Source organism: Frischella sp. Ac48 (assembly GCF_019641635.1).
In the GTDB taxonomy this organism is placed as follows: Bacteria; Pseudomonadota; Gammaproteobacteria; order Enterobacterales; family Orbaceae; genus Frischella; species Frischella japonica.
Genome location: NZ_JAETXP010000016.1, coordinates 124,654 through 150,349 on the forward strand (window position 1 = coordinate 124,654; position 25,696 = coordinate 150,349).

Annotated in this window: 26 protein-coding genes; 18 read left to right on the top strand and 8 right to left on the bottom strand. The window is 35.0% G+C overall.

What is annotated here, in order from left to right; genetic code table 11:
• The first annotated feature begins 163 nt into the window (after positions 1 to 163).
• Positions 164 to 481: a flagellar hook-basal body complex protein FliE gene (gene fliE / locus JMI89_RS10865; protein ID WP_187756118.1), complete on the top strand. Its 318-nt coding sequence runs from the start codon at positions 164 to 166 to the stop codon at positions 479 to 481.
• Between the two features lie 71 nt (positions 482 to 552).
• Here fliE and fliT read toward each other — a convergent pair whose 3' ends face one another.
• The 4 genes from fliT to JMI89_RS10885 form a co-directional block, all read right to left on the bottom strand.
• The gene (gene fliT, locus JMI89_RS10870; RefSeq protein WP_187756119.1) at positions 553 to 897 is read right to left on the bottom strand and encodes a flagellar protein FliT; all 345 of its coding nucleotides are present in this window, start codon (positions 895 to 897) and stop codon (positions 553 to 555) included.
• Between the two features lie 15 nt (positions 898 to 912).
• Positions 913 to 1,290, bottom strand: a complete 378-nt coding sequence (gene fliS, locus JMI89_RS10875) for a flagellar export chaperone FliS (protein WP_187756120.1) — start codon at positions 1,288 to 1,290, stop codon at positions 913 to 915.
• Positions 1,291 to 1,300: 10 nt separating this feature from the next.
• Complete coding sequence (gene fliD, locus JMI89_RS10880; RefSeq protein WP_220680065.1) at positions 1,301 to 2,731, bottom strand: flagellar filament capping protein FliD; 1,431 nt, start codon at positions 2,729 to 2,731, stop codon at positions 1,301 to 1,303.
• A gap of 98 nt (positions 2,732 to 2,829) precedes the next feature.
• Positions 2,830 to 3,354: a DUF4865 family protein gene (locus tag JMI89_RS10885; protein WP_187756122.1), complete on the bottom strand. Its 525-nt coding sequence runs from the start codon at positions 3,352 to 3,354 to the stop codon at positions 2,830 to 2,832.
• Positions 3,355 to 3,462: 108 nt separating this feature from the next.
• Between JMI89_RS10885 and JMI89_RS10890 the strand changes: the two genes are divergently transcribed.
• From JMI89_RS10890 to JMI89_RS10965, 16 genes are all read left to right on the top strand, one after another.
• Positions 3,463 to 4,197 carry a LysR family transcriptional regulator gene (locus JMI89_RS10890; protein WP_220680066.1) on the top strand — a complete coding sequence of 245 codons (735 nt, stop codon included), beginning with the start codon at positions 3,463 to 3,465 and terminating at the stop codon, positions 4,195 to 4,197.
• A 257-nt stretch (positions 4,198 to 4,454) separates the two neighbouring features.
• Positions 4,455 to 5,267: a flagellin gene (locus tag JMI89_RS10895; RefSeq protein ID WP_187756124.1), complete on the top strand. Its 813-nt coding sequence runs from the start codon at positions 4,455 to 4,457 to the stop codon at positions 5,265 to 5,267.
• 448 nt (positions 5,268 to 5,715) lie between these two features.
• Positions 5,716 to 7,203: a sodium/proline symporter PutP gene (gene putP, locus JMI89_RS10900; RefSeq protein WP_246415121.1), complete on the top strand. Its 1,488-nt coding sequence runs from the start codon at positions 5,716 to 5,718 to the stop codon at positions 7,201 to 7,203.
• Between the two features lie 172 nt (positions 7,204 to 7,375).
• Positions 7,376 to 8,647: a tyrosine--tRNA ligase gene (gene tyrS / locus JMI89_RS10905; protein WP_255562896.1), complete on the top strand. Its 1,272-nt coding sequence runs from the start codon at positions 7,376 to 7,378 to the stop codon at positions 8,645 to 8,647.
• A gap of 433 nt (positions 8,648 to 9,080) precedes the next feature.
• A complete protein-coding gene (locus JMI89_RS10910; protein WP_187756125.1) occupies positions 9,081 to 9,542 on the top strand; it encodes a helix-turn-helix domain-containing protein in 462 nt (153 codons plus the stop codon).
• Between the two features lie 243 nt (positions 9,543 to 9,785).
• Positions 9,786 to 10,895 (top strand): flavodoxin-dependent (E)-4-hydroxy-3-methylbut-2-enyl-diphosphate synthase, encoded by a 1,110-nt coding sequence (gene ispG / locus JMI89_RS10915; protein ID WP_187756126.1) that lies wholly within the window; start codon positions 9,786 to 9,788, stop codon positions 10,893 to 10,895.
• Between the two features lie 27 nt (positions 10,896 to 10,922).
• The gene (hisS, locus tag JMI89_RS10920) at positions 10,923 to 12,203 is read left to right on the top strand and encodes a histidine--tRNA ligase (RefSeq protein WP_220680067.1); all 1,281 of its coding nucleotides are present in this window, start codon (positions 10,923 to 10,925) and stop codon (positions 12,201 to 12,203) included.
• Between the two features lie 10 nt (positions 12,204 to 12,213).
• Positions 12,214 to 12,891: a tetratricopeptide repeat protein gene (locus JMI89_RS10925; RefSeq protein WP_220680068.1), complete on the top strand. Its 678-nt coding sequence runs from the start codon at positions 12,214 to 12,216 to the stop codon at positions 12,889 to 12,891.
• Between the two features lie 206 nt (positions 12,892 to 13,097).
• Positions 13,098 to 14,282: an outer membrane protein assembly factor BamB gene (gene bamB, locus JMI89_RS10930; RefSeq protein WP_220680069.1), complete on the top strand. Its 1,185-nt coding sequence runs from the start codon at positions 13,098 to 13,100 to the stop codon at positions 14,280 to 14,282.
• Between the two features lie 339 nt (positions 14,283 to 14,621).
• Positions 14,622 to 16,088, top strand: a complete 1,467-nt coding sequence (gene der / locus JMI89_RS10935) for a ribosome biogenesis GTPase Der (protein ID WP_187756130.1) — start codon at positions 14,622 to 14,624, stop codon at positions 16,086 to 16,088.
• 6 nt (positions 16,089 to 16,094) lie between these two features.
• Positions 16,095 to 16,352, top strand: a complete 258-nt coding sequence (locus JMI89_RS10940) for a zinc-ribbon domain-containing protein (protein ID WP_187756131.1) — start codon at positions 16,095 to 16,097, stop codon at positions 16,350 to 16,352.
• A gap of 27 nt (positions 16,353 to 16,379) precedes the next feature.
• On the top strand, positions 16,380 to 17,024 hold the full coding sequence (adk, locus tag JMI89_RS10945) for an adenylate kinase (RefSeq protein WP_187756132.1): 645 nt from the start codon (positions 16,380 to 16,382) through the stop codon (positions 17,022 to 17,024).
• 246 nt (positions 17,025 to 17,270) lie between these two features.
• Positions 17,271 to 17,879 carry a phosphatase PAP2 family protein gene (locus JMI89_RS10950; RefSeq protein WP_220680070.1) on the top strand — a complete coding sequence of 203 codons (609 nt, stop codon included), beginning with the start codon at positions 17,271 to 17,273 and terminating at the stop codon, positions 17,877 to 17,879.
• Between the two features lie 231 nt (positions 17,880 to 18,110).
• A complete protein-coding gene (locus JMI89_RS10955; protein ID WP_187756134.1) occupies positions 18,111 to 18,770 on the top strand; it encodes a response regulator in 660 nt (219 codons plus the stop codon).
• A gap of 25 nt (positions 18,771 to 18,795) precedes the next feature.
• On the top strand, positions 18,796 to 19,890 hold the full coding sequence (pmrB, locus tag JMI89_RS10960; protein WP_187756135.1) for a two-component system sensor histidine kinase PmrB: 1,095 nt from the start codon (positions 18,796 to 18,798) through the stop codon (positions 19,888 to 19,890).
• 35 nt (positions 19,891 to 19,925) lie between these two features.
• The gene (locus tag JMI89_RS10965) at positions 19,926 to 20,483 is read left to right on the top strand and encodes a DUF1440 domain-containing protein (RefSeq protein ID WP_187756136.1); all 558 of its coding nucleotides are present in this window, start codon (positions 19,926 to 19,928) and stop codon (positions 20,481 to 20,483) included.
• A gap of 108 nt (positions 20,484 to 20,591) precedes the next feature.
• On the opposite strand, the gene grpE is transcribed toward JMI89_RS10965, so the two are convergent.
• The gene (gene grpE, locus JMI89_RS10970) at positions 20,592 to 21,194 is read right to left on the bottom strand and encodes a nucleotide exchange factor GrpE (RefSeq protein ID WP_187756137.1); all 603 of its coding nucleotides are present in this window, start codon (positions 21,192 to 21,194) and stop codon (positions 20,592 to 20,594) included.
• A 141-nt stretch (positions 21,195 to 21,335) separates the two neighbouring features.
• Between grpE and nadK the strand changes: the two genes are divergently transcribed.
• A complete protein-coding gene (gene nadK / locus JMI89_RS10975) occupies positions 21,336 to 22,217 on the top strand; it encodes an NAD(+) kinase (protein WP_187756138.1) in 882 nt (293 codons plus the stop codon).
• A 707-nt stretch (positions 22,218 to 22,924) separates the two neighbouring features.
• On the opposite strand, the gene JMI89_RS10980 is transcribed toward nadK, so the two are convergent.
• The 3 genes from JMI89_RS10980 to atpG form a co-directional block, all read right to left on the bottom strand.
• Positions 22,925 to 23,347 (bottom strand): F0F1 ATP synthase subunit epsilon, encoded by a 423-nt coding sequence (locus JMI89_RS10980; RefSeq protein ID WP_187756139.1) that lies wholly within the window; start codon positions 23,345 to 23,347, stop codon positions 22,925 to 22,927.
• 26 nt (positions 23,348 to 23,373) lie between these two features.
• Positions 23,374 to 24,756, bottom strand: coding sequence for a F0F1 ATP synthase subunit beta (gene atpD / locus JMI89_RS10985; RefSeq protein ID WP_187756140.1), 1,383 nt, complete (start codon positions 24,754 to 24,756; stop codon positions 23,374 to 23,376).
• Between the two features lie 66 nt (positions 24,757 to 24,822).
• On the bottom strand, positions 24,823 to 25,692 hold the full coding sequence (gene atpG / locus JMI89_RS10990; RefSeq protein ID WP_187756141.1) for a F0F1 ATP synthase subunit gamma: 870 nt from the start codon (positions 25,690 to 25,692) through the stop codon (positions 24,823 to 24,825).
• Positions 25,693 to 25,696: the final 4 nt, after the last annotated feature.

The following is a 25,696-nucleotide window of genomic DNA, read 5'->3' on the forward strand; positions in this document are numbered from 1 at the left end:
TTTATCCTGATTCTGATCTCATTAGACTAATTTCATCCTGTATTATCTGAGCATTTGAGGAAATCAATAGCTAAAAAAGCACATTTTTTTTGCCTTAGTTAGCAGCATTAAGCCTATTTAACTGTGATAAATTAGTTTCGTAACCGACCAGAAGAGAATATTTATGACAATCAATGCCTTCGCAACCAATCATCATGTTGCATTGACTAAAGTAAGCGAATCGCTCGACACCACAAAATTAACGCAAACCAGCGTTGAGGGCAGTTTTCTAACGGAATTAACCTCAGCATTAGATGCCATAAGTCAAAATCAGATTAATGCCCATAACCAAGCTAAAGCGTTTGAGATGGGTGAATCAGGTGTCTCTTTAAATGAAGTTATGGTGGATATGCAAAAATCAGTAGTTTCTTTACAATTTGGCATTCAGGTGCGCAATAAACTCGTTGCGGCATATCAAGAAATCATGAATATGAATGTTTAACCGATTTGCCTCGGCGCAACGAATAACCCGCATAATTTTATTTCTTCAGGCTTTCCTGAGCGATCATACGGTTAAAATAATAAAGCAACTTGTTGATAGCTATGAATATGACCTCGCTGATTGATCGTTTTACCAATTAATTGACCAATTTTATTGTACTGCTCACGCATTAGCTGGGTTAATTGCTGTTGTTGACACAATGTTTCATTAAAACATGCAGTTAAATTAATTTGTTGCTGTGAATCCAATGTATTAATAATTGTAAGCATATCAAGTGAAGATAAATGTTGAGCCAGCTCAATATACTGGCTTTGTAATCGTGATAATGCTGACCAATTGTCATCCTGTATTGCTGTTGACATATTTTGCATCAGTTGTTGTAGTTGCTGATACTGTTTTAATACGGTTAAACTCATCTCCATTCCTGTTATTTAAGCAATTTCACGCCAAGATTGAGCAATATTATCAAGTAGTTCATAACTACTGACCAATTTTTCTAAGTCATTATGTAAATTAGCTAAAACTAATTGATGGCTGATATAATGATAAAGATTATCAAGATTAGCAGCAATTTCACCACCTTTTTCCATATCTAAACAGCTTTTTAAACCATTATCAATAATATTAATTGCTTTTGATATTGCCGCACCTTTGCCAGCAATATTGCCTTTTTCTAAATATAATTTAGCCAATTTAATTGCGTTAAGAGCACCATCAAACAACAACACAATTAGTTGATGTGGTGAAGCTTGATTAACACTGGTTTCTAAACTGACTTGCTGATAAGCCTTTGAACCGGCTTGATACATCGAATCACTCCTATTTCAGATTTTTCATCATTTCAAATTGGGTGGTTAAATAATTACTCATACTATCTAACGAACTAATTAATACATCTAGTTGAGTAAATTGGGTACGATAACGATCAAGCGTTTGATCAATTGATTGATTAACTTGATCGTAACGTTTTTCCAATGATTTTAAGGTGCTATTAAGTCCATCAGTTACCGTGTCGATGGTGCCTTCACTGTCAATAAAACCGCTAACTTTAGCAAAGACTTCATTTGCGATACCTGTCGTTTTGCCATCACCTACAAACAATGCGGCCACCGCTTCACTTTGATTATTTAGAGCTTGGGTGAGTTCATTTTCTTTGATGGTTAGTGTGCCATGACTGTCCATATTAATACCAATTTGAGCCAATACACTGATTTCTCCTTCTTGACCTTTCGAGAAAATTGAACGAATACTTTGATCAATATTACGTAAAGTTGCATCCCCCACTAATGGACCATTGCTACTATTTAATTCAGCAGAATTGGCATCATTCGCTGTGAATTGGGTTAAAGATGACATAGTAGATTGCAATTGATTATACGCATCAACCCACTCTTTGATAGCAGCTTGCGCTTGTGAATTATCCGCTTCGATGGCTAAGTTTTGTTCTGTTTCGGTTACTGCCTTTAAAGTAATATCAACGCCGGTTACCACATCTTTAACGGTATTACTGGCGCTCGTGACCGCAATACCATTTAAACTAAACTTGGCATCTTTTGCTTGAGTAACTTCGCTCATTGCACTGGTTTGAGCATTTTGACTATCGAAACGGATTAAACCATTTAATGTTTCATCGGTTGATGAGATAGCTGTAATCGCATTTTGTTCACCGGTTTCTTTCGATGTGATCACTAATTGATAACTACCTGACCCCGATTGTACAATGGCTGCATTCATGCTGGATGAACCTGTGCCACTATTGCCATCATTTACTTTACCGTTGTTGATAGCATTAGCAATAGCTTCTAAAGATGTTTCATCTTTACCTAGAGTAATTTCGAGTTTTTCACCATTAGCTTGTTCAATGGTAATAGTTCGGGATTCGTCAGCGTTACCAAGTAGTGTCGTTTTATCGTTGATCGCGGTTGATGCTACCGAATTAGCCGTAGCAAGTTGATCAATTTTCACGCTGTAATTACCTAAAGCAGCTTTACTATTGGCTTTTGCGGTAAAATAATTGTCACTACCCGTTATCTGGCGACTCTGAAAAAGATCCGCTTTTTGTAATTTTTCCGTCGCTGAATTAAACGTTGTCAGTGCACTTTTCAATTTACCAAAGGCACTGATTTTGGCATTAATTGCTTTTTGCTGTGTTTTAATTGGTGTTAAACGGGTCTTTTCGGCTGCTTCTAACTGACTTAAAACTTCATTTAAATCGATACCAGAACCAATCCCTAATATACTCATTGACATAACTAACTCATCCCATGACAAAATTTTGCTTATTGATTTATCGGCAGCTTCATGCAAAAGTTTAGGATTTTTTTACTCTTTTTAAATAGCTTGATGATTTACCCCAATGACAAATGCAGCAATGAATAAATGGTTCTATCCGTAACTAGTGGTTTATTTTTAAAAAAGGTAAAATTCACATATTGCCATTTATCGGGATTATATATAACGACTCGAGCTAATTGATCCTGATATTCAGTCGTTTGAAAAACAAAGTTTTTTAAATTAGACTGAGGCACAATATCGTGATATTCCTCTAAAACAAATTGGCTTTGGGAAAATTCATCAGTTAACTCCACTTGTAACGGAATACCAATATTAATGGTTTGCCAGCCAAAAGAATCAAGAATATTGTCGAAAAAACCATCAAAAATAAAGTGGTTCATACTTGTCGATTTTTGCCAGATATAAAGTGGGCAATAACTATTAGTCAAACTACCATTTGCTTTTTCCGTGATTAAGTAGGCTTTGAAAAGAAGATCTGGAAAGCGATCAGTTTTATGACCATTATCTTTAATGCGTTTTTTAATAATATTCATATCATAGTCGGACGGTAAGTTGATTTTATATTGCATTGCTGGCATATTTTTTCTCCTAAATTAGTTGGAGTTTAAGTATAGTGATTAAATTGACTAATGAATAATTCTCATTTAAGATGAGGTTATCATTAAATGTGATAACAACTAAGTTAAATGGACTTTAAAGAGCTTTTAATTTTTAAAACAATTTATGAGACCAATTCATTAAATAAAACAGCAAAAATTTTAGGTTCAAGTCAATCGAATATCACCGCTCACTTGAAAAAGATGGAATATACATTAAAAACGGTGCTATTTGTTCGTGGATATGATGGCGTAACGCCAACGCCTGCAGCCAAACAATTCTTTGTATTTGCTACCACAGTATTAAAGCAATTTAGCGATTTAAAAGCTTCATTAATTAATCATCAAACTAAAGTACTTATATCTGAATTATTATTTAGATATATTGTAATTGAGAAGCAGCAATTTTCTTTGGACACGCATCAATTCACCATCAAAAGAACCGATGAAATGAATCAGCTTATTCAACAGGACGATTATGATTATGTGATCAGCTTTACCAAGATTACTCATAAAGATTATCAATTGTTCGAAAAACATCATTTACCGGTTTGTTGTTTAAAAAGTCCAACCGTTAAAGACATTACTGACTTACCAATATTTGTTAATGATGATGTAAATTGCCCATTGAGAGCATTAACCCTAGAACAATGTGACGCTACAATGCACTTGATTACTGTAAACTCATTGAATAATTTATTGCAGTTAATAAAGACCAGTCGTGGCTATGCGTTTTTACCACATTTTTTAATCCACGATGGTTTAACAATGGTCGATCAGGCGATTTATCCTATCAGTTATTATATTCTAAAACATAATTGCTAAATCTTCGCACCGATTACTAGCCAGTAAAGAGTAAGTTTTAAAGCGACATGCTGTTATAAAACACAATCTGAAAAAACATAACCAATTAATTTTATTAATTAAATGTAATTTATCAAATAAATTTATCTTAAAATTCCGAATAAATTTTTAAAAAAAATTAAAGTTTCAAAAATGCCTACCGATAACTTAACTGTCAGCAAAATTAATGATACACAAATAATAAGCTGAATATTTTAACAATTTAAGAGGATATAAATATGGCACAAGTAATTAATACCAATACCATGTCTTTGGTGGCAAAAAACAACCTGAACAATTCACAAAGCGTGTTAGGAACAGCAATTGAACGTCTTTCTTCTGGTATGCGTATCAATAGTGCAAAAGATGATGCTGCTGGTCAAGCGATTGCAAACCGTTTTTCTTCAAATATTAAAGGTCTTACTCAGGCTGCACGTAACGCAAATGATGGTATTTCCATTGCCCAAACGACGGAAGGTGCATTAAACGAAATCAATAATAACGTACAACGTATCCGTGAATTAACGGTTCAAGCAGCTAATGGTACTAACTCACAAAGCGATCTTGAATCAATTCAAAACGAAATTGATCAACGCTTAGACGAAATCGATCGTGTTTCTAAACAAACTGATTTCAATGGTTCTAAAGTTCTTTCCCAAGATAAATCTTTAAAAATCCAAGTGGGAGCAAATGATGGCGAAACCATTGAAATCAATTTGAAAAAAATTGATAGTACTGAATTAGGCCTAGCTGGTTTCAACGTATCAGACACACCTACTGCTGATCCATTAAAAACGCTTGACGCAGCGCTTTCTAAAATTGATTCATTACGTGGTGAGCTTGGTGCGGTACAAAATCGTTTCGAATCAACGGTTAATAACATCAACAATACCGTTAATAACTTAAGTTCTGCACGTAGCCGAATTGAAGACGCTGACTATGCAACCGAAGTATCAAATATGACGCGTGGTCAAATTCTTCAACAAGCTGGTACTTCTGTGTTAGCCCAAGCTAACCAAGTACCACAATCTGTATTGTCTTTATTACAATAATAAATCGTCAAAAGTGAACGTAGTGATTTTGTATGATTAAATACCTTCACTAAAATTTGGGGCTATACTTTAGCCCCTTTTTTTATATTTTATCATTTAAATTTATCGACTTGTTAAATTAGTGCGTTTGTTTAACACATCATCAATCAAGATTTACGATCATCAGTTAGTGGCTGATTTTTCGCTCAATACGTTGCTAACACTACTTGAATATTGATTATGACTATTCCCCTTTTTATATTGAGTTCATCCCACCGTTTATTTAAAAGTAACCAGCATTTCACCATCGCTTGATATAAGGTTTATAGTTCAATCGTGAATCTAAATTATAAAATTGCCCCTAATATTATGATTAACCAATAAATTACTTGACCATATTCGTTGTTTTTTGGGCTTTAGATAATTTTATGATAAGCTTGCGAGCTAACTATTTTTTTGGAATAAACTCATGATGTCTTTACCTATGATTGTCACGTTTGCTATCTATATAGTAGGAATGATTGCAATCGGACTATTTGCCTTTTATGCCACTAAAAATTTTGGCGATTATGTATTAGGTGGTCGTAAAATTGGCAGTTTTGTCACAGCATTATCTGCCGGAGCCTCCGATATGAGTGGTTGGCTATTAATGGGCTTACCCGGTGCGGTGTTCCTGTTCGGTATTTCACAAAGTTGGATAGCCATTGGTCTAATCATCGGTGCTTATTTTAATTGGTTATTGATTGCCGGGCGCTTACGCGTTTTTACCGAAGTGAATCATAATTCTTTAACGTTACCTGATTATTTTGCACGTCGTTTTAATGATAAAAGTTCATTACTACGTCTAATATCAGCGATTATTATTTTGGTTTTCTTTACTATTTATTGTGCCTCGGGCGTGGTTGCTGGTGCCAAACTGTTCCAAAGTACTTTTGGTCTCAGTTATGGTTGGGCTATGTTAGCTGGAGCGGGGGCAACGATTGCTTACACTTTTGTGGGGGGGTTTTTAGCCGTTAGTTGGACCGATACAGTGCAAGCCAGCTTGATGATGTTTGCCTTAATTCTAACTCCAATTATGGTGATTATTTCGTGTGGTAGTTTTGGTGACACAATCACATCAATCGCAAATTTAAATCCACAATATTTAAATCTATTTTCCGGTATGGATATCATAACTATTATTTCATTATTAGGTTGGGGATTGGGTTATTTTGGCCAACCGCATATTTTAGCGCGTTTTATGGCAGCCGATTCTCACGAAGTAATGAAGAATGCTCGTCGTATTAGTATGACCTGGATGGTATTGTGTTTAGTCGGTGCAATCACCGTCGGATTTTTCGGTATTGCCTATTTTTCTGCTCATCCTGAGTATGCTTATTTAGTAAGCAATGATAATCATGAGCGTATTTTTATTGAGCTTTCCAAATTACTGTTTAACCCGTGGATGGCTGGTGTACTACTTGCTGCAATTTTAGCGGCAGTTATGAGTACTCTTAGTTGTCAATTATTAGTCTGTTCTAGTGCTATTACTGAAGATTTATATCGTGCTTTTATCCGTCCAAAAGCAAAACAAAAAGAATTAGTCTGGATTGGGCGTTTTATGGTGTTATTGGTGGCAATCATCGCTATTTTATTGGCACTCGATCCCAATAATAGTGTATTGAATCTGGTGAGTCACGCTTGGGCTGGTTTTGGCGCTGCCTTTGGACCATTAATTATTTTCTCGGTCTTTTGGAAACGAATGACCCGCAACGGTGCTTTAGCTGGGATGTTGATCGGTGCGCTCACCGTACTGTTGTGGATTCAATTTGAATGGTTCAATCTTTATTCATTGATTCCTGGCTTTGTGTTTGCTTCCATCACAATTGTCTTCGTTAGTTTACTCGATAAACAGCCAGCTGCAGATGTAATAGCACATTTTGAAACGGCTAGTAAACTTTATCATAATAAAGAATGAATGCGGCTTATAACTAATTAATTAGTTGGTAAAATAAGCCGGGTATGCATATAAAAGAAAAATGTGACAACAAAAGACAATATTACAAGAATGCGTTATACTCATCGCGAAAAATGATGAATGTAAAATAAACATTTAACTGAAAATAGGATACAAAATACAAGGTAATATTATGGCAATAAATGTGATCAAACAACTTCAGGAAAGAGGTCTAATCGCGCAAGTTACCGATGAAACGGCGCTAACCGAACAAGTGATGCAAGGTCCAATTGCCTTGTATTGTGGTTTTGATCCCACTGCCGATAGTCTGCATTTAGGTCATTTAGTACCATTACTGTGTTTAAAACGTTTTCAATTAGCCGGCCATAAACCTGTCGCATTAGTAGGTGGGGCAACAGGACTAATCGGCGATCCAAGTTTTAAGGCAGTTGAACGCAAACTCAATACCCAAGATACGGTTCAAGAATGGGCAGATAAAATTAAGCAACAAGTTTCACCATTCTTAGACTTTAACTGTCGCGATAATGCTGCAATTGTTGCCAATAACTATGACTGGTTTGGTGGTATGAATGTGCTAACGTTTCTGCGAGATGTTGGTAAATTCTTTTCCGTTAATCAAATGATTGCTAAAGAATCGGTTAAACAACGCATTGATCGTGAAGATCAAGGTATTTCTTTTACCGAATTTTCTTATAGTTTGTTGCAATCATATGACTTTGCAAGCTTAAATAAACAGCATAAAGTCATATTACAAATAGGCGGTTCTGATCAATGGGGTAATATTACTGCGGGTATTGATTTAACGCGTCGCCTTAACCAACAACAAGTATACGGATTAACGGTTCCTTTAATTACTAAATCTGACGGAACAAAATTTGGTAAGACTGAAAGTGGTGCGGTTTGGTTAGATCCGAAAAAAACCAGCCCTTATAAATTCTACCAATTCTGGATCAATACGGCGGATGCTGATGTGTATCGTTTCCTTAAATTCTTCACTTTTATGCCTCTGGAAGCCATTGATGCATTGGAAGAAGAAGATAAAAATAGTGGCGTTGCGCCCCGCGCCCAGTATGTCTTGGCCGAAGAAGTCACTAAATTAGTTCATGGCGAATCCGGTTTGATCGCAGCCAAACGTATTACTGAAAGTTTATTCTCTGGCTCACTCAAATCATTATCTCAAGACGATTTTGCTCAACTTGAACAAGATGGTATGCCAACTGTTACGTTAACAGCCGATGCCGATTTACAACAAGCATTAGTTAATGCGGGCTTGGCACCATCGCGTGGTCAAGCCAGAACGATGATTGAATCTAATGCAATTTCAATCAACGGAGAAAAGCAGTCTGTAGCCGAATATAAATTTAGCGAAGCCGATCGTTTATTTGGTCGTTATACATTATTACGGCGTGGTAAAAAATATTATTGCCTATTAATTTGGAACTAAATGTAATCTTATATTACAATGAATTAAGAAAATATTTCCCCTCTTGATGCAATAAATATTTGAGCATACAGCTAATGATAGCGTTGCGTTATTTGCGCGTCAGGTAGGGAAAGTCTATGATCCGTCCATCATAGCTAAATTAATAATAGAGCCGTTTTAATACATTAACTTGTGTATTAATAATATTGATCGGAATATTAGCAGATAGATTGGTTGTACTGTGATTGCTTACAGTTTTGTTATCACTAACATTGAAATTATACTCATTCTGAGAATAATCGCCAAAATCAAACAACAAAACAATGATAGTAGCTAGTACAAAAAACTGATTCAGTGATAAAATGTTAAATCTATCAGTGGTTTTGTGCTTGAATAAGCATAGATCATAATAGAAATATCGACAATGCCATACTTTTTCTTTTGTGAGGTGCTCATGAGCGAAGAAAATATCGCTAACCATGAACAAGATGTTTCATTAGGTAATAAATTATCCATTCTGCGAAAAGAATTAAATTTATCTCAAACGGATATTGCTGCTAAAATTTATATCCATTCTGCTATCATTCAAGATATTGAAAATGATGACACTCTCTATATTCCTGATGTTTTTTTCAAGAGCTATATTAAATCCTATGCTGAAATCGTTGGATTACCTCCAGAAGAGTATTTACCATTCTTAAAAATGAAATCAAAGCAAAGACCTAAGCGAAAAATGAAAAATTATTCACAAAAACCGCAGCAGAAACGTTTAGGTAACATTCTTTTCTTCATGACGATCGTAATTATTTTATTTGCGTTAGGCATAACTTGGTTTTCTGTTTGGAAAGATAATAACCAAAATTTAGTTGAAGTTAACCACTATACTGCCACATCAGAATCAACAACTAATATTTAATTAAGGGAATATTTTTTTGCACTTACTGAATTATTCCTTCGAATTTTGCTATTTATATAGAAAACTTAATCAGTATTGATAAAGATCGTATAATCAGGAATAAAATCAGTGACGACCATTGTGAAAAAATTTGAATGTAAAAACTTTAGATAATACTGATATTTTTCGTTTTCATTTACAGACATTTTTAAGAAATCTTGTTAAGATTAGCCAATTTATTTTATGTTCAGTTTAGGCTAACTTATGGGTCACAAAGATTCCCCGATTAAGCGACGGCAATCTACAAGAATTAATGTCGGAAATGTGCCGATTGGTAATGGTGCACCAATTGCGGTACAATCAATGACCAATACTCGGACAACCAATGTAGAAAGTACAGTTGCTCAAATCAAAGCATTAGAACGCGTTGGCGTGGATATTATACGGGTCTCAATTCCGACGATGGATGCAGCGGAAGCATTCAAATTCATCAAACAGCAAGCAAAAGTACCATTGATTGCCGATATTCATTTTGACTATCGAATAGCCTTGAAAGTTGCTGAATATGGTGTTGATTGTTTGCGGATTAACCCTGGTAATATTGGGAATGAAAACCGAATTCGTGCTGTCGTTGATTGTGCCAGAGATAAGAATATTCCGATTCGCATTGGTGTAAACTCAGGTTCGTTGGAAAAAGATATTCAGGAAAAATACGGCGAACCGACACCGCAGGCAATTGTCGAATCAGCTATGCGCCATGTAGATATTCTTGATCGTCTTAACTTTGATCAATTTAAGGTCAGTGTTAAAGCATCCGATGTTTTTAATGCGGTTGATGCCTATCGTTTATTGGCAAAGCAGATCAAGCAACCACTTCATCTAGGTATTACTGAAGCCGGTGGAGCAAGAAGTGGCTCAATTAAATCGGCAATTGGCTTGGGTATGTTATTGTCGGAAGGCATCGGTGACACCTTACGAGTATCATTAGCTGCCGATCCAACGGAAGAAGTAAAAGTAGGTTTTGATATTTTAAAATCATTACGCATCCGTGCGCGCGGAATTAATTTTATCGCCTGTCCAACCTGCTCACGGCAAGAGTTTGATGTCATCAATACTGTTAATGAATTAGAAAAACGTTTAGAAGATATTATTACACCGATGGATGTTTCAATTATCGGCTGCGTAGTAAATGGTCCTGGTGAAGCCTTAGCCTCAACCTTAGGTGTAGCTGGTGGACATAATAAAAGTGGTTTTTATGAAGACGGTATTCGCATAGATCGTATTGAGAATGATAAAATGATCGAAGAATTGGAAACTAAAATTCGTGCAAAAGCAATGCTTTTAAAAAACCGAATCGAAACTAAAGAATTGTAACGAACTTAAATTAAAATAGTGAACAAAATGGCAGAAAAAAAGATACAAGCTATTCGTGGTATGAACGATTTACTTCCAACTGATTGCATGCTCTGGCAACAAGTTGAAGAAACAGTGAAACGTGTTTTTAATAGCTATGGCTATAATGAAATTCGTACTCCAATCGTTGAAGATACCGCATTATTCAAACGCGCTGTTGGTGAAGTTACCGATATCGTTGAAAAAGAGATGTACACCTTCAATGATCGCAATGAAAATGAGAGTATAACCCTAAGACCTGAACTAACAGCAGGTTGTGTTCGAGCTGGAATTGAGCATGGGTTATTATATAATCAAGAACAGCGTTTATGGTACTTTGGTCCTGCTTTCCGGCATGAACGTCCACAAAAAGGACGTTACCGTCAATTTCACCAATTCGGTGTCGAAGTCTTTGGTCTTACTGGACCCGATATCGATGCAGAATTAATTTTATTGACCGCACGATTATGGAAAGCATTAGGAATTGCTGAACATACCACGTTAGAACTTAACAGTATTGGTTCATTAGAATCGCGCGCCAATTATAAACAAGCATTAGTCAGTTATTTAGAACAGCATCAAGATCGGCTTGATGAAGACTGTAAACGTCGTTTATATACCAATCCATTACGGATTTTAGATTCAAAAAATGCCGATATTCAAGAATTATTAAATGAAGCGCCTAAATTATTCGAATATTTAGATGCGCCATCATATGAACATTTTGAAGGTTTATGCAAATTACTCGACGATAATGGTATTAAATATAATATTAATCAACGTCTTGTAAGAGGTCTAGATTATTATAATCGTACTGTATTTGAATGGGTAACAAGCAGTTTAGGGGCTCAAGGTACCGTTTGTGGTGGAGGGCGTTATGATAGCTTGGTGTCACAACTTGGCGGAAAATCGACTCCAGCAGTTGGCTTCGCCATCGGTGCAGAAAGATTAATCTTACTGATTCAAAGCGTTAATCCTGAATTGAAAAGTAATAATAACATTGATATTTATATGATATCATCAGGAGATAAAACCCTAGCGGTCGCCCAACAATTAGCTGAGCAATTACATGATGTGATGCCAGATAAGCGTATTATGACAAACTATGGTACCAGCAATTTCAAAAAGCAATTCAGCAAAGCAGATAAACATGGTGCTAAGATCGCGATCATAATTGGTGAAAATGAAATTTCAGCTAACAAAGTGATCATTAAAAATTTACAAAGTGGTGAACAATTTGATGTTGCCCAAAACAGTGTTGCCGAATATTGTATGAACATTATGGATTGAGGAGAATAATGTGAGTCATTCTGATACAGAAGAACAGTTAAACACAATCATTTATTTTTTTAATAGAACATGGAAAATTATTGTTCCTATTGTTATTATCATTTTAATCAGTGTAGCAGGTTGGTATTATTGGCAATCATATAAGACCGAACAACTTGCTATCGCATCTGAGAAGTATGAATCTTTAATTAATAAAGTAGACCCAGCAGATCCTAAATCAATTGATGAGTTAGTCGCATTTGCTAATGAAAACGATAATATCTATGGTATTTTTGCGGATTTGAAAGCGGCACAGTTCTATGTTGAAACACTAAAAGATTATGCTGGTGCTGAATCATTACTGATTAATGCGCGTAGCTATACAAACTCCGAATTGATATTAGCCATTATCAATATCCGAATTGCTAAATTACAATATCAGTTGGACAAATATCAAGATAGTTTGGCTACTTTAAATCAAATAAAGAGTCCAAAATGGTCAGGGGCTGTTAATGATATTCGGGGCGACATTTTTATTAAACTTGAAAAATATCAAGACGCATTTAATGCTTATGATGCAGCGCTAGCAAGTTCTGTTCCTGAAAAACTAGCTGAATATATAAAAATGAAACGCAATAACGCTGAAATTTTGCGTGATATACAGAATATTGAACAAGAGAAGGCTGCTCAACAATCTAAAGCAGAATAATAAAGTAGCTTTATTATTGATGAGATATTTCAATTTTTAATATAAATGTTTGCGATGTTTAAAAGTAATATTTGATTGGTTAGAATTAATCTGATCAAGGTTTAAATTTGCTATTATTGGCTTTTATCATCAAAATCATGACATTAAATTTATACTGAATGTTAAATTATGATAAATGAAATTTAACATTGCCATAGGAAAATAATATGAATTTGCGTAAATATTTTTTGGTAAGTGCTATCGTCATTTCGATTGCATCGGTGACCTCTGGTTGTTCACTATTTGGAGGAGAACAAGATACCGTTGAAGTGGCACCTTCTCCAGTTATTGATACCGCATTTCCACTTCATCAGCTTTGGCATAATGACTTATCAGGCGATACAAAAATCTATTCATTATTATCGCCTGATGCCTATCTTAATGTGGTTTACGCAGCTAGTCGTAAAGGACAAATTAAAGCTATTGATTTAACTACTGGTAATACCCTATGGAATATTGATGTTTCAACGAGCTCATTATTTAGTAGTCAATCCGCTTTATTGTCCGGTGGTGTTACGGTAGATGAGAAATATGTTTATGTAGGTAGTGAGCGTGCAACACTTTATGTTTTAGAAAAATACACTGGTATGATCATGTGGCAAAAAGAGGCCAAAGGCGAAATCTTAGCTAAACCGATTTTGGTTAATGATAATCTTATTGTTTCAACCTCAAATGGTTACATTCAGTGTTTCAATCGTGATAGTGGCAATGAATTATGGGAAATTACTACTGAAGTGCCAACACTAACATTACGTGGGCAATCAACACCGACGCTGGCTTATGGTGCCATTGTAACGGGCGATAATAGTGGTCATGTAAGTGCTTACTTTGCTAAAGATGGGCAATTAATATGGCAACAACGTATTTCACAGCCAAAAGGTTCTACGGAAATTGCAAAACTAAATGATGTCGATTCTTCACCAGTTATTGAACAAGGTTTAGTTTATTCTGTAGGCTATAATGGCAATATTGTCGCATTAGATTTAAGCGATGGACAAATTATTTGGAAAAAACCTATCGGTTCTTACCATAGTTTAGTCATGAATCAAAACCATCTGTTTGCCGTTGATCAAAATGATAATATTTATGCTTTAACAAAAAATGATGGTACGGTTGTTTGGAAACTATCTGATTTATTACATCGTCAGTTAACTGACCCGGTTATTTATCATGATTATATTGTTGTCGGTGATTATGAAGGTTATCTCTATCTCATTGATAGTAATACAGGTAATATTACGGCAAAAACTCAAGTGAATAGTAGTGGCTTACTCTCCAAACCGTTAGTTGTTGATAATGATTTAATTATTCAGGCCAAAAATGGCGATATTTATGCATATGGCCTAAAATAATGGAGAATAGTATATTTTTTGATTGATAGTTAACACACTTAAAATAAAATCAATGATATTATTAGGTCGTTTTTACGACCTAATATTTTAGAAATTACAACAATAAAGGTTTGGTTATTAAGTTAATAAGTATTTTAGTTTAATTATTGTTTAAATCGTTAGAACAATATTAATATTAAATAATATTAGTTTAAGCGCATTTTTCATTATCAGCAGAAGCTAAGTTACCTGCGGTTGTAATAGAGAGTGCTCACTAAACTTTATTAGTATAGAACTGAATTTACCGTCAATTTTTATCGATTTAACGATAGAATTGGCGCCATTAATAAGAGAATTGACATGATACCTGTCATTGCATTAGTTGGTCGGCCGAATGTCGGCAAATCAACACTATTTAATCGTTTGACCAAAACCCGAGATGCTTTGGTGGCCGATTTCCCAGGATTAACTCGCGATCGTAAGTATGGTCGTGCTGAAATTAAAGGTCACGAGTATATTGTTATTGATACGGGTGGAATTGATGGCTCAGAAGAAGGCATTGAAAGCTTTATGGCAGATCAATCCTTACAGGCAATCGAAGAAGCTGATATTGTTTTATTTATGGTTGATGCCAGAGCCGGCGTAATGCCAGCTGATCATGCAATTGCCAATCACTTACGTAGTCGCTCAAAACCAAATTTCCTAGTGGTGAATAAAACGGATGGACTTGATGCTGATGTTGTGACAAACGAATTTTATGAATTAGGGCTAGGTTCAGTTTACCCAATTGCGGCCAGCCATGGACGCGGTGTAACTTCATTGATTGAAACAGTCTTAGAACCCATTTTTCATTTTGCAGACACCATCGTAGAAGATAATAGCGACGATGATACAAGTGCTTTACCTGAATCTTATGATGATTCAATATTAGATGATACTCAAGCATTAATTAATCAACCAATAAAAGTAGCTATTGTTGGTCGACCAAATGTAGGTAAGTCAACACTCACTAATCGAATTTTGGGTGAAGAACGCGTGATTGTATATGATATGCCCGGCACCACACGCGATAGTATTTACATACCGATGACTCGTGATGAGCGTGAATACATCATAATTGATACCGCCGGTGTTCGTAAACGCGGTAAAATTAATGAAACGGTAGAAAAATTTTCTGTTATAAAAACCCTACAAGCGATCGAAGATGCTAACGTTGTGATTTTGGTGATTGATGCCAGAGAGGGTATTTCCGATCAAGACCTTTCTTTACTTGGCTTTATTATTAATAGCGGACGTTCGCTAGTGATTGCTGTCAATAAATGGGATGGCTTATCAATGGATGTCAAAGAACAAATCAAATCGACGTTGGATGATCGATTAGATTTCATTGATTTTGCCCGGTTACATTTTATTTCGGCATTACATGGTAGTGGTGTAGGTAATTTATTTGATTCTATACAAGAAGCATATGATTGCGCTACGCGTCGCGTTAATACTGCCTTATTAACTAAAATTATGCAGATGGCGCAAGATGATCATCAACCGCCTTTGGTTCAAGGCCGACGTGTTAAGTTAAAATATGCCCATGCTGGAGGTTATAACCCACCAATTGTGGTTATCCATGGTAATCAAGTCACCGATCTACCTGATTCTTATAAACGTTATTTGATGAACTATTTCAGACGTTCTCTAAAAATCATGGGGTCGCCTATCCGTATTCAATTTAAAGAAGGTGCCAATCCATTTGAGGGTCGAAAAAATAGCTTAACTGCATCACAACAACGTAAGCGCCGACGTTTATTAAAGCATGTTAAAGGACGCCGTTAAAATTTTATGAACAACGAACAGAATTTATCTAATATTGAAGGGGTTTGTCCGGTGTGCCATCAACCAATGAAACGGACTAGCCCTAAAATTTGTTATTGTGAACATTGCCATCAAAATTACGATGAGCAATACCTTTGCCCAGTATGTTCAGCATTTCTACAACAAATTAAGGGTTGCGGAGCAATCAATTATATTTGTCAAAATGATGGATTGGTATCCACTAGCAAAGTTAAATTTCATTATCGCCCTGTTTTGGGTGAATAAATTATAAATAAAAGAGGTTATTGTATAATGCGAATCATTCTATTAGGTGCACCAGGAGCGGGAAAAGGAACTCAAGCTCAGTTTATTATGCAAAAATATGGTATACCACAAATTTCGACAGGTGATATGTTACGCGCAGCGGTCAAAGCACAAACATCGTTAGGCTTGCAAGCTAAAGAACTTATGGATAAGGGTCAATTAGTTACCGATGATTTAGTCATCGCACTAGTAAAAGAACGTATTAGCCAACCAGATTGTAAAAATGGTTTTTTACTTGATGGATTTCCACGTACCGTACCACAAGCTGATGCCATGAAGGCGTCAGGGATTAAGGTTGATTATGTATTAGAATTTGATGTACCTGATGAAGTTATCGTCGATCGTATGAGTGGACGACGTATTCATCAAACATCTGGACGTGTTTATCACGTGAAATATAACCCACCGAAAAATGAAGGTATTGATGATATCACTGGAGAACCCCTTACAATTCGTAAGGATGATCATGAAGATATCGTAAAAAAACGTTTAGTCGAATATCATCAATTAACTAAACCGTTAATTAATTATTATCAAAATGAGAAAAAAGCAGGTAATACTGAATATTTCCGCATAGATGGCACACAACCAGTTGAAAAAGTTACCCACGAATTAGAGAAAATCTTAGGTTAATTAACCATATAATATAATCGCCATGACAGTCAGATAATAAATAAGTTTGGCTGTCATTTTTAATAAGTTAATACTTATTACATCCTTGATAGATATAATCTTACCCAATTCATCAGCTGGACATGAAAAGCTAATTAAGCTCAAATCATTTTATTTTCTTATCAGCAATGCTCCCTTAAGGTTTTTTTAAGATTAGCTTATTAAAATCAAGCAACATATTAATAGACATCATAACTTGAATAACCTATGTTAAGTGACTTAAATTACCGCCTATTTATGATGATCAATGCTGCAGCAGATGCGCCTCATTTTATGATTACATTTGCTATTTTATGTGCTAACTATCTCATTTATTTACCTATATTAACTATTATCTATCTGTGGCTAAGGCGACCAATTTCACGCGAAATCATTGCTAAAATCTTACTTGTTATATTAGTTAGCTTGAGTTTGACCACAGTATTACGACTTATGATTGTTATCCCTCGTCCCTTTAGTTTAGCCACAGGCACTAATTTTTTATTTCATGCAGAGGGAAATTCTTTTCCTAGCAAACATACCACTTTTATATTCGCTATTACCTTTACTCTATTTTTTAATATTAAACATCATCCGCAACAGAAAATAGCTTGTTTAATAACGTTGATTATTGCTTTGTTGATAGGCTGGTCACGGATTTATCTAGGTATACATTGGCCATTTGATATTATCTTTGGAATTATAATCAGTTTAATTAGTACTTATTTGCTCAATTATTATTGGCCAAAATGTGGGAAATTAACCGTAGAAATTATAAGTTGCATTTATCGAATAATATTTTTCTTTTTTATTCGTTTTGGGATTACTAAATATTAACGTTAGTTATACTAATTAAATTTAAAGGATAGTACTGACTATTCTATATTTTTATTTTTGGCTAAGAACCTCATAAGTTACGATGAATATTACAAAATTGCTTGGGAACAAATAATAAATTTTTTTGTCTTATCATTTTGTGGAAAATTTTTTGATGTAATAATGAAAGTAATTAAAGCCGGAAAAAACGTAACTTATTGGATAATAAATCATAATGAATAAGGGTAGCTAATGAAAATATTAATAACCGAAGATGATACATTATTACAAAAAGGATTGCATAAAGCATTGACTGCTGAAGGTTTTGTTTGTGAACTTGCCGAAAATGGTAAACAAGCTGAACAATTGATAGAAAACTTTGTATTTAGTGTTATTATACTTGACTTAGGTTTACCTGATTGTGATGGTTTGCAATTACTTCGCAAATGGCGTAAACAAAACAATGCTGTACCAGTATTGATTCTAACTGCCCGTGATACAATTGAAGATCGCGTCGAAGGTTTAGATTTAGGTGCCGATGATTATTTAATTAAACCCTTTGCTTTACAAGAGTTACTTGCTCGGGTGAGAGCCTTAATTCGTCGTCATGAAGGTATTTGCCATAATATTATTTGTTGTGGCCGTTTTACGATTGATCTTAAACAACACATCGCGTTTGATAATCAAATTCCTCTTACACTCACACCAAAAGAGTTTGCCTTATTAGCCAGATTAATGACTAAACCGGAGCAACAAATTCATCGTGAAGTATTACAAAATGATTTATATACATGGAGTAGTGATCCTAATTCAAATGTACTTGAAGTTCATATTCATGGTCTTAGACAAAAAATTGGCAAAAAATTTATTCAAACCGTTCGAGGTTACGGTTATCGTTTTACTTTAAATTAATCATCATCGCTAGGAAATACCAAAAATGCAATTAAAACAAACATTCGTAAACCTAAAATATAGTATTCGCTGGAATCTGTTTATTACACTTGGTTTACTTATGCTTGTTTGTCAAACAATTACCGTATTATGGTTATGGCATGAAAGTAAAGAACAAATCGATGTTATGGTTGATTTAACGCTCAGCAAAAAAATAACCGATACAGTTGTTAAACAAGAAGAATTTGAAGCTATCTTAGTATTATTAGTGTCAACCTTTACAATTATGTCAATTACGTTACTACTGGCTTATCAGGCAATTAAAAAAATCACCAAGCCATTAGAGCGATTACAAAAAAAATTATCACTGCGTACCGCAGAAAATCTGACGCCAATTGATCCGCTAAGCCAAATGAATGAAATTAAATCGATTACACAAGCATTAAACGGATTATTTATGCGATTAGATGAAACATTACAACAAGAACGCTTATTTACTGCGGATGTTGCCCATGAATTAAGAACACCTTTAGCCGGTATACGCTTACATTTGGAATTATTAGAACGTAATGAAAATATCGACTGTCAGGAATTAATCGAACGAATCGATCGTTTAGTTAATACGGTTGAACAGTTACTCACTTTAGCACGTACCAGCCAAAAGTTTATCAGCGGTTCAGAACAAACCGTCAATTTTAAGACTGATATTTTTAATCAGCTTGCAAATGAACTTACAGATATGCTACAGACAAAGCAGCAAACCTTAATCTGGCAATTAAGTGATGGCCCCTTATTATTTAAAGGCGATCATACCCTAATTTGTCTTTTATTACGTAATTTAGTAGAAAATGCATCACGATACAGTCCACCAAACAGCCAAATTATTATCGATTGCCATCAATTTGATCATCATATCATCATTGAAGTGATCGATGAAGGTATTGGTATTGATGAATCGAAACTGTCTCAATTAACTCAGGCTTTTTTTCGTATGGATAGGCGCTATAAAGGCGTTGGCCTGGGGTTAAGTATTGTTAGTCGAATCATAAAATTACATCGTGGTAAATTAATTATAAAAAATCGTAATAATACATCGCATGGTACATGTGTTAAGTGTCTTTTACCTGATTTAACTATATAATAATAATTGCGTTTTTATCTTAAAGAGATATTAATATGTTAAAAGTATTTAAAAATAGTGTTGATTGTAAAATTATAATTTGGACCACTCTCATTGGTGGATTTATGAGTTCGTTAGTAAAATGGGGCTCAGAAGTCAATATGCCACCTCGTCAACCAGGCGAAGTCTCACCACCTGGGGCAAATATTGATGCTTGGTTAGGTTGGACAGGTTTTAATTCGCATAGCCTTGATTATATATATCAAGCTACGACGGTTAATGGTGCAGTAACGCTTTACCATTGGTTATTCAGCTTTGCCTTTGCTTTTGTTTATGTATATATTGCTTATTTTTGGAATACCATTAGGAAGTGGTATGGAGCATTATACGGTATTCTCATCACTGTCATCATGCATGGTTTTTTCATTCCATTATTTGGTTTTAGAAACCCAGCTTATGATCATGGTAAAGTCGGTTGGTTATGGAATCTTAATGGTTATGAATTATGGAGTGAAATTCTTGGACATATCTACTGGTCAGCCTCAATTGAAATCTGTATGATTGCTATATTAGCCCATTATGCACGTCCTATTCGTGGAGTGTGGCATCAATAAATTTTAAATAAATAGAATTTAAACATTGAAAAGCCATAATAAAAATATGGCTTTTTTAGTTATTAAATCAATAAAAGTAACGATATAGCTCAGATATGAGCATAGGGTTTACTTTGCCACAACTACCATTGCTGGACGAAGTAAACGACCATTTAGGGTATAACCTTTTTGAATTGTATTAACAATTTGCCCTGATTGATGTTCTGGCGATTCAATCATAGTAATAGCTTGATGTACATCTGGATTTAATTGACCACCTTCGGTAGACACAATATCAACACCAAATTTTTTCACAGTATCTAAAAATGATTTAAGGGTTAATTCTAATCCTTCTACCGTTGCTTTATGCTCTGGATTCTCTTTATCGGTAGCTTGCAAAGCACGTTCAAGATTATCAATCACCGGTAATAACTCATTGGAAAATTTTTCTAACGCAAATTTATGTGCTTTTTCAATATCCTGTTCGACACGTTTACGCACATTATCAATTTCGGCCCTTGCTCGTACCATTGCTTCGCTTTCATTCTTCTTAGCGATTTGTAGATCTTTTTCCAGATTCGCAATGAGTTGATCTTTTTCCTTTAGTAAGGCTTCCAACTGTGATTGCTGCACGTCTTTTTCAGATGTTGTATCAGCAAAATTATCTGTCGATTCTGGTTTTGTGTTAATATCTTCATTAGTTTCTGACATAGTCTTTTCTTGATCAGTCATAGGTTACTCCGAAAATTATCAAAAATATTTTTATTTAAGGTATTATGGGGATAAAATTCAATATTACAAGACCAGACCGTCAAGCGGAAGGAATAAAACTATTTTATTGCAAATAATCAATAAATTACTAAGGATGATTTTATGAGTAAACCATTTAATTGCATTGGATTAATCGGTATTCCAAGACAACCTGCTGCGCTCGCTACTCATCAAATAATTTATACATGGTTAAAAAGTAACAACTATCGAGTTTTAGTTGAAGATAAACTACAAAATCACCTCTCATTTGCCGTTGAGCATTATGCTTCATTGGAAGAAATTGGTCAGCAAGCCGAACTCGCTATTGTAATAGGTGGGGATGGTAATATCTTAAGAGTCGCACGTTATTTGGCACATTATAAAATTAAAATTATTGGTATCAATCGTGGAAATCTTGGATTTTTAACTGATATTAATCCCAATAATGCGATTGATAGTTTAAGCGAAGTTTTATCAGGTGAATATATCGATGATCCACGATTTTTGCTTGAAGTTTCCATCTACAATAAAAAAGGGACAAACACAGTTTCTAGTTTTGCTGTCAACGAAATCGTTCTTCATCCTGAGCATGTGGCACATATGATTGAATATGATGCTTATATTAATAATAAAAAAGCATTTTCACAACGCGCCGATGGCGTAATCATATCCACACCAACTGGTTCTACTGCTTATTCACTTTCCGCTGGAGGGCCTATTATAACGCCTAACTTGGATGCTTTTATTATAACACCAATGTTTCCACATTCATTATCTGCTAGACCGCTAGTGATAAAAAGTGATAATGTGATTAAACTTAAATGCCCAACTACTAAGGAACAACTCCAAATTTCCTGCGATAGTCAAATTATCCTAACAGCTGAAGCAAATGATGAAATCATTATTAAACGTTCTCAATGTGAATTTAACCTTATTCACACCGCTAATTATAATTACTTTAAAAATTTATCTAATAAATTAGGTTGGTCAAAAAAATTATATTAATTAATTCTTTCTTCCCTTACTTTTTAATGACATGTTTTAACTAATATATTCTTTTATAGATAGCGTCTTGACATGATTAAACCCTTGAAAAAAGTCTTTATTTTCATGCTTTAAGCTTGATTCAAAAGATCATCATTCCGATATAAGCTTTTTAAGCAATCTAAAATCCTAAATCAGTAAAAAAATGTAATTTCAAAGCTTATTGTAATTAAATTGATTTTTCAATATGGTCCTCAGCCAGCATTTTATTTTATAATAACTAAACAAGTAAGCAAGTTCCCTATTTTGTTTCTTTTAAAACATCTCTTTCTACATTTGAAGTCATGGTGGCTCTCATTACATAGTGATTATTTATTTTTACCCGATTTTTACCTATCGATATACTGCAATTTAATAGTTGAACATTATTTTTAGAAATTAAGCTAAACTATGTTAGTTTAAATCGCAAAAATTAATTATTAAGCTGTTTATATAGAAAAAGATCAATATACATCTTGCACAAAAAACGAATAGACTGGGGTTAGAGAACTGTTGACGTTATATGGATTACCAGAAAAGTCACTTATTAACCGATACGTATGATTTGATCATAGTCGAATAATAACGTATTCATCCTGGATATAGATATTTATAGATACGCCTTATTAAACTTTAGAAAGAAGAAAGAAATTATCGTGCCTACAGCACGATAACGGAATAGATAGCTATTAGCGATTACTTCGTGTTAAATCGATAACTCGTAATTTAGCCAGTGCTTTTGATAATTCAGCTGATGCTTGTGCATAAGTCATATCACCACTTGGATTATTGATATGTTCTTTAGCTTGTCTTACCGATTCTTTTGCTCTCGCTTCATCAAGATCTTCACCACGAATCGCCGTATCGGCCAGAATAGTCACCATTGTTGGTTGCACTTCTAAAATACCACCGGATAGATAGATAAATTCTTCTTCCCCATCAGCTTTAACAATACCAACCATACCGGGTTTAATCGTTGTTAGCAGCTGAGTATGACCAGGATAAATACCTAGTTCACCTTCGCTACCGGTTATTCTGATTCGCTGAACCTCACCTGAGAAAAGGTGAGATTCAGCACTAACAACTTCTAATTGATAGGAAGTTAGTGCCATAATACACTCTCCACACTAATTATCTCTTACAGAGATTTTGCTTTCTCAATTGCTTCATCAATTGAACCAACCATATAGAATGCCTGTTCAGGTAAATGGTCATAATCACCATTCATAATACCTGTAAAAGCACTAATCGTATCTTTCAATGGAACATATTTACCCGGCGAACCAGTAAATACTTCAGCAACAAAGAACGGTTGAGATAAGAAACGTTGTATCTTACGCGCACGAGCAACGGTTAATTTATCATCTTCAGATAATTCATCCATACCAAGAATTGCGATAATATCTTTCAACTCCTGATAACGTTGTAAGATTGATTGAACACCACGCGCACAATCGTAATGCTCTTGACCAACAACTAACGGATCTAATTGACGGCTAGTTGAATCAAGTGGATCCACTGCCGGATAAATACCTAATGATGCAATTTGACGACTTAATACAATTGTTGCATCCAAGTGGGCAAATGTTGTTGCTGGTGATGGGTCAGTTAAGTCATCAGCTGGCACATAAACGGCTTGAATCGAAGTGATCGATCCTTTTTTAGTTGATGTGATACGCTCTTGCAATTGTCCCATTTCTTCAGCTAATGTAGGTTGATACCCAACCGCAGATGGCATACGACCCAATAATGCAGATACTTCAGTACCCGCTAACGTATAACGATAAATGTTATCAATAAATAACAAAACGTCTTTACCTTCATCACGGAATTTTTCGGCAATAGTTAAACCCGTCAAAGCTACCCGTAAACGATTTCCTGGTGGCTCATTCATTTGACCATAAACCAATGATACTTTATCAAGTACGTTTGATTCACGCATTTCATGATAAAAATCATTCCCTTCACGTGTACGTTCACCCACACCAGTAAATACAGAATAACCTGAATGTTCAATCGCGATATTACGGATTAATTCCATCATGTTAACTGTTTTACCTACACCGGCACCACCAAACAAACCAACTTTACCACCTTTAGCAAATGGGCAAATTAAGTCGATTACTTTTATACCTGTTTCAAGTAATTCAGTCGAGTTAGCTAGCTCGTCATAATTTGGTGCATTACGGTGAATCCCCCAACGCTCTTTTTCGTTAATTGGACCAGCATTATCAACTGGATCACCTAACACATTCATAATACGACCTAGTGTTTCAGTACCAACAGGAACTTCAATACCATGACCGGTATTAACAACATTTAATCCACGACGTAATCCATCAGTAGATCCCATTGCAATACAGCATACGACACCGCCACCTAATTGTTGCTGAACTTCCAGAACAAGTTTATCTGCGCCAGTTTCCACCTCTAATGCGTCATAAATATTTGGTACCGCATTTTCTGGAAATTCGACATCAACAACTGCGCCGATAATCTGGACAATCTTTCCAGTAGCCATCTTTAATCCTCTATGTCTTAATCTTAATTAATCAGTTGCACATTAAAATGCAACATGACTTTAACGTTAACCTGAAACTGCTGCTGCGCCCGATACAATATCTATCAACTCATTAGTAATAGCACCTTGACGTGCTTTATTATAGACAATTTGTAACTCACTGATGAGATTTGCACCATTATCAGTTGCCGCCTTCATTGCGACCATCCTGGCCGCTTGTTCACTTGCCAAGTTTTCAACAACAGCTTGGTAAACTTGTGATTCAATATAACGACGAACTGTCACATCTAATAATGATTTTTCACTTGGTTCATAGATATAATCCCAAGTTTTAGATTTAAGCTCTTCATCATCAGCAGGTTCAAGTGGTATCAACTGTTGTATCATTGGTTTTTGCGTCATGGTATTGATAAATCGATTAGTCACAATATATAGACGGTCAATTTTACCTTGATCATAAGCTTGCAACATTGTTTTCACAGGTCCGATTAAATCAGAAAGGGTTGGATCATCACCTAACCCTGTTACTTGTGTTAAAATATTAGCTTTTAACGAAGTAAAAAAAGAAACGCCACGTGACCCAACCACAGCTAAATCAGATTCAACACCTTTTTCCTGCCAATTCTGCATATCAGCTACAACAGTTTTAAATAAATTAATATTTAAACCACCACATAAACCTCGATCGGTTGAAATGATCAGGTAACCAACACGCTTAACATCCCGTTCATTTAGGTAAGGATGCTTAACACATGATTGTACTAACGCTAAATGTCCAATTACGTTACGTATTAACTCTGCATAAGGACGACTTGCTGCCATTCTATCTTGCGTTTTTCGCATTTTAGAGTTGGCAACCATTTCCATCGCTCGTGTAATCTTTTGAGTACTTTGAATACTTGCGATTTTCGTTCTTATCTCTTTTGCATTAGCCATTTAT

Bases quoted from the DNA above. Each gene is read 5' to 3' on its own strand.
- der (WP_187756130.1), top strand. From the start codon at position 14,622: ATGATACCTGTCATTGCATTAGTTGGTCGGCCGAATGTCGGCAAATCA.
- fliE (WP_187756118.1), top strand. From the start codon at position 164: ATGACAATCAATGCCTTCGCAACCAATCATCATGTTGCATTGACTAAA.
- atpD (WP_187756140.1), bottom strand. From the start codon at position 24,756: ATGGCTACTGGAAAGATTGTCCAGATTATCGGCGCAGTTGTTGATGTC.
- tyrS (WP_255562896.1), top strand. From the start codon at position 7,376: ATGGCAATAAATGTGATCAAACAACTTCAGGAAAGAGGTCTAATCGCG.
- ispG (WP_187756126.1), top strand. From the start codon at position 9,786: ATGGGTCACAAAGATTCCCCGATTAAGCGACGGCAATCTACAAGAATT.
- adk (WP_187756132.1), top strand. From the start codon at position 16,380: ATGCGAATCATTCTATTAGGTGCACCAGGAGCGGGAAAAGGAACTCAA.
- hisS (WP_220680067.1), top strand. From the start codon at position 10,923: ATGGCAGAAAAAAAGATACAAGCTATTCGTGGTATGAACGATTTACTT.
- bamB (WP_220680069.1), top strand. From the start codon at position 13,098: ATGAATTTGCGTAAATATTTTTTGGTAAGTGCTATCGTCATTTCGATT.
- JMI89_RS10895 (WP_187756124.1), top strand. From the start codon at position 4,455: ATGGCACAAGTAATTAATACCAATACCATGTCTTTGGTGGCAAAAAAC.
- JMI89_RS10890 (WP_220680066.1), top strand. From the start codon at position 3,463: ATGGACTTTAAAGAGCTTTTAATTTTTAAAACAATTTATGAGACCAAT.
- JMI89_RS10965 (WP_187756136.1), top strand. From the start codon at position 19,926: ATGTTAAAAGTATTTAAAAATAGTGTTGATTGTAAAATTATAATTTGG.
- nadK (WP_187756138.1), top strand. From the start codon at position 21,336: ATGAGTAAACCATTTAATTGCATTGGATTAATCGGTATTCCAAGACAA.
- JMI89_RS10950 (WP_220680070.1), top strand. From the start codon at position 17,271: ATGTTAAGTGACTTAAATTACCGCCTATTTATGATGATCAATGCTGCA.
- fliT (WP_187756119.1), bottom strand. From the start codon at position 897: ATGAGTTTAACCGTATTAAAACAGTATCAGCAACTACAACAACTGATG.
- fliS (WP_187756120.1), bottom strand. From the start codon at position 1,290: ATGTATCAAGCCGGTTCAAAGGCTTATCAGCAAGTCAGTTTAGAAACC.
- JMI89_RS10910 (WP_187756125.1), top strand. From the start codon at position 9,081: ATGAGCGAAGAAAATATCGCTAACCATGAACAAGATGTTTCATTAGGT.
- JMI89_RS10980 (WP_187756139.1), bottom strand. From the start codon at position 23,347: ATGGCACTAACTTCCTATCAATTAGAAGTTGTTAGTGCTGAATCTCAC.
- JMI89_RS10885 (WP_187756122.1), bottom strand. From the start codon at position 3,354: ATGCCAGCAATGCAATATAAAATCAACTTACCGTCCGACTATGATATG.
- putP (WP_246415121.1), top strand. From the start codon at position 5,716: ATGATGTCTTTACCTATGATTGTCACGTTTGCTATCTATATAGTAGGA.
- atpG (WP_187756141.1), bottom strand. From the start codon at position 25,692: ATGGCTAATGCAAAAGAGATAAGAACGAAAATCGCAAGTATTCAAAGT.
- JMI89_RS10940 (WP_187756131.1), top strand. From the start codon at position 16,095: ATGAACAACGAACAGAATTTATCTAATATTGAAGGGGTTTGTCCGGTG.
- pmrB (WP_187756135.1), top strand. From the start codon at position 18,796: ATGCAATTAAAACAAACATTCGTAAACCTAAAATATAGTATTCGCTGG.
- JMI89_RS10955 (WP_187756134.1), top strand. From the start codon at position 18,111: ATGAAAATATTAATAACCGAAGATGATACATTATTACAAAAAGGATTG.
- grpE (WP_187756137.1), bottom strand. From the start codon at position 21,194: ATGACTGATCAAGAAAAGACTATGTCAGAAACTAATGAAGATATTAAC.
- fliD (WP_220680065.1), bottom strand. From the start codon at position 2,731: ATGTCAATGAGTATATTAGGGATTGGTTCTGGTATCGATTTAAATGAA.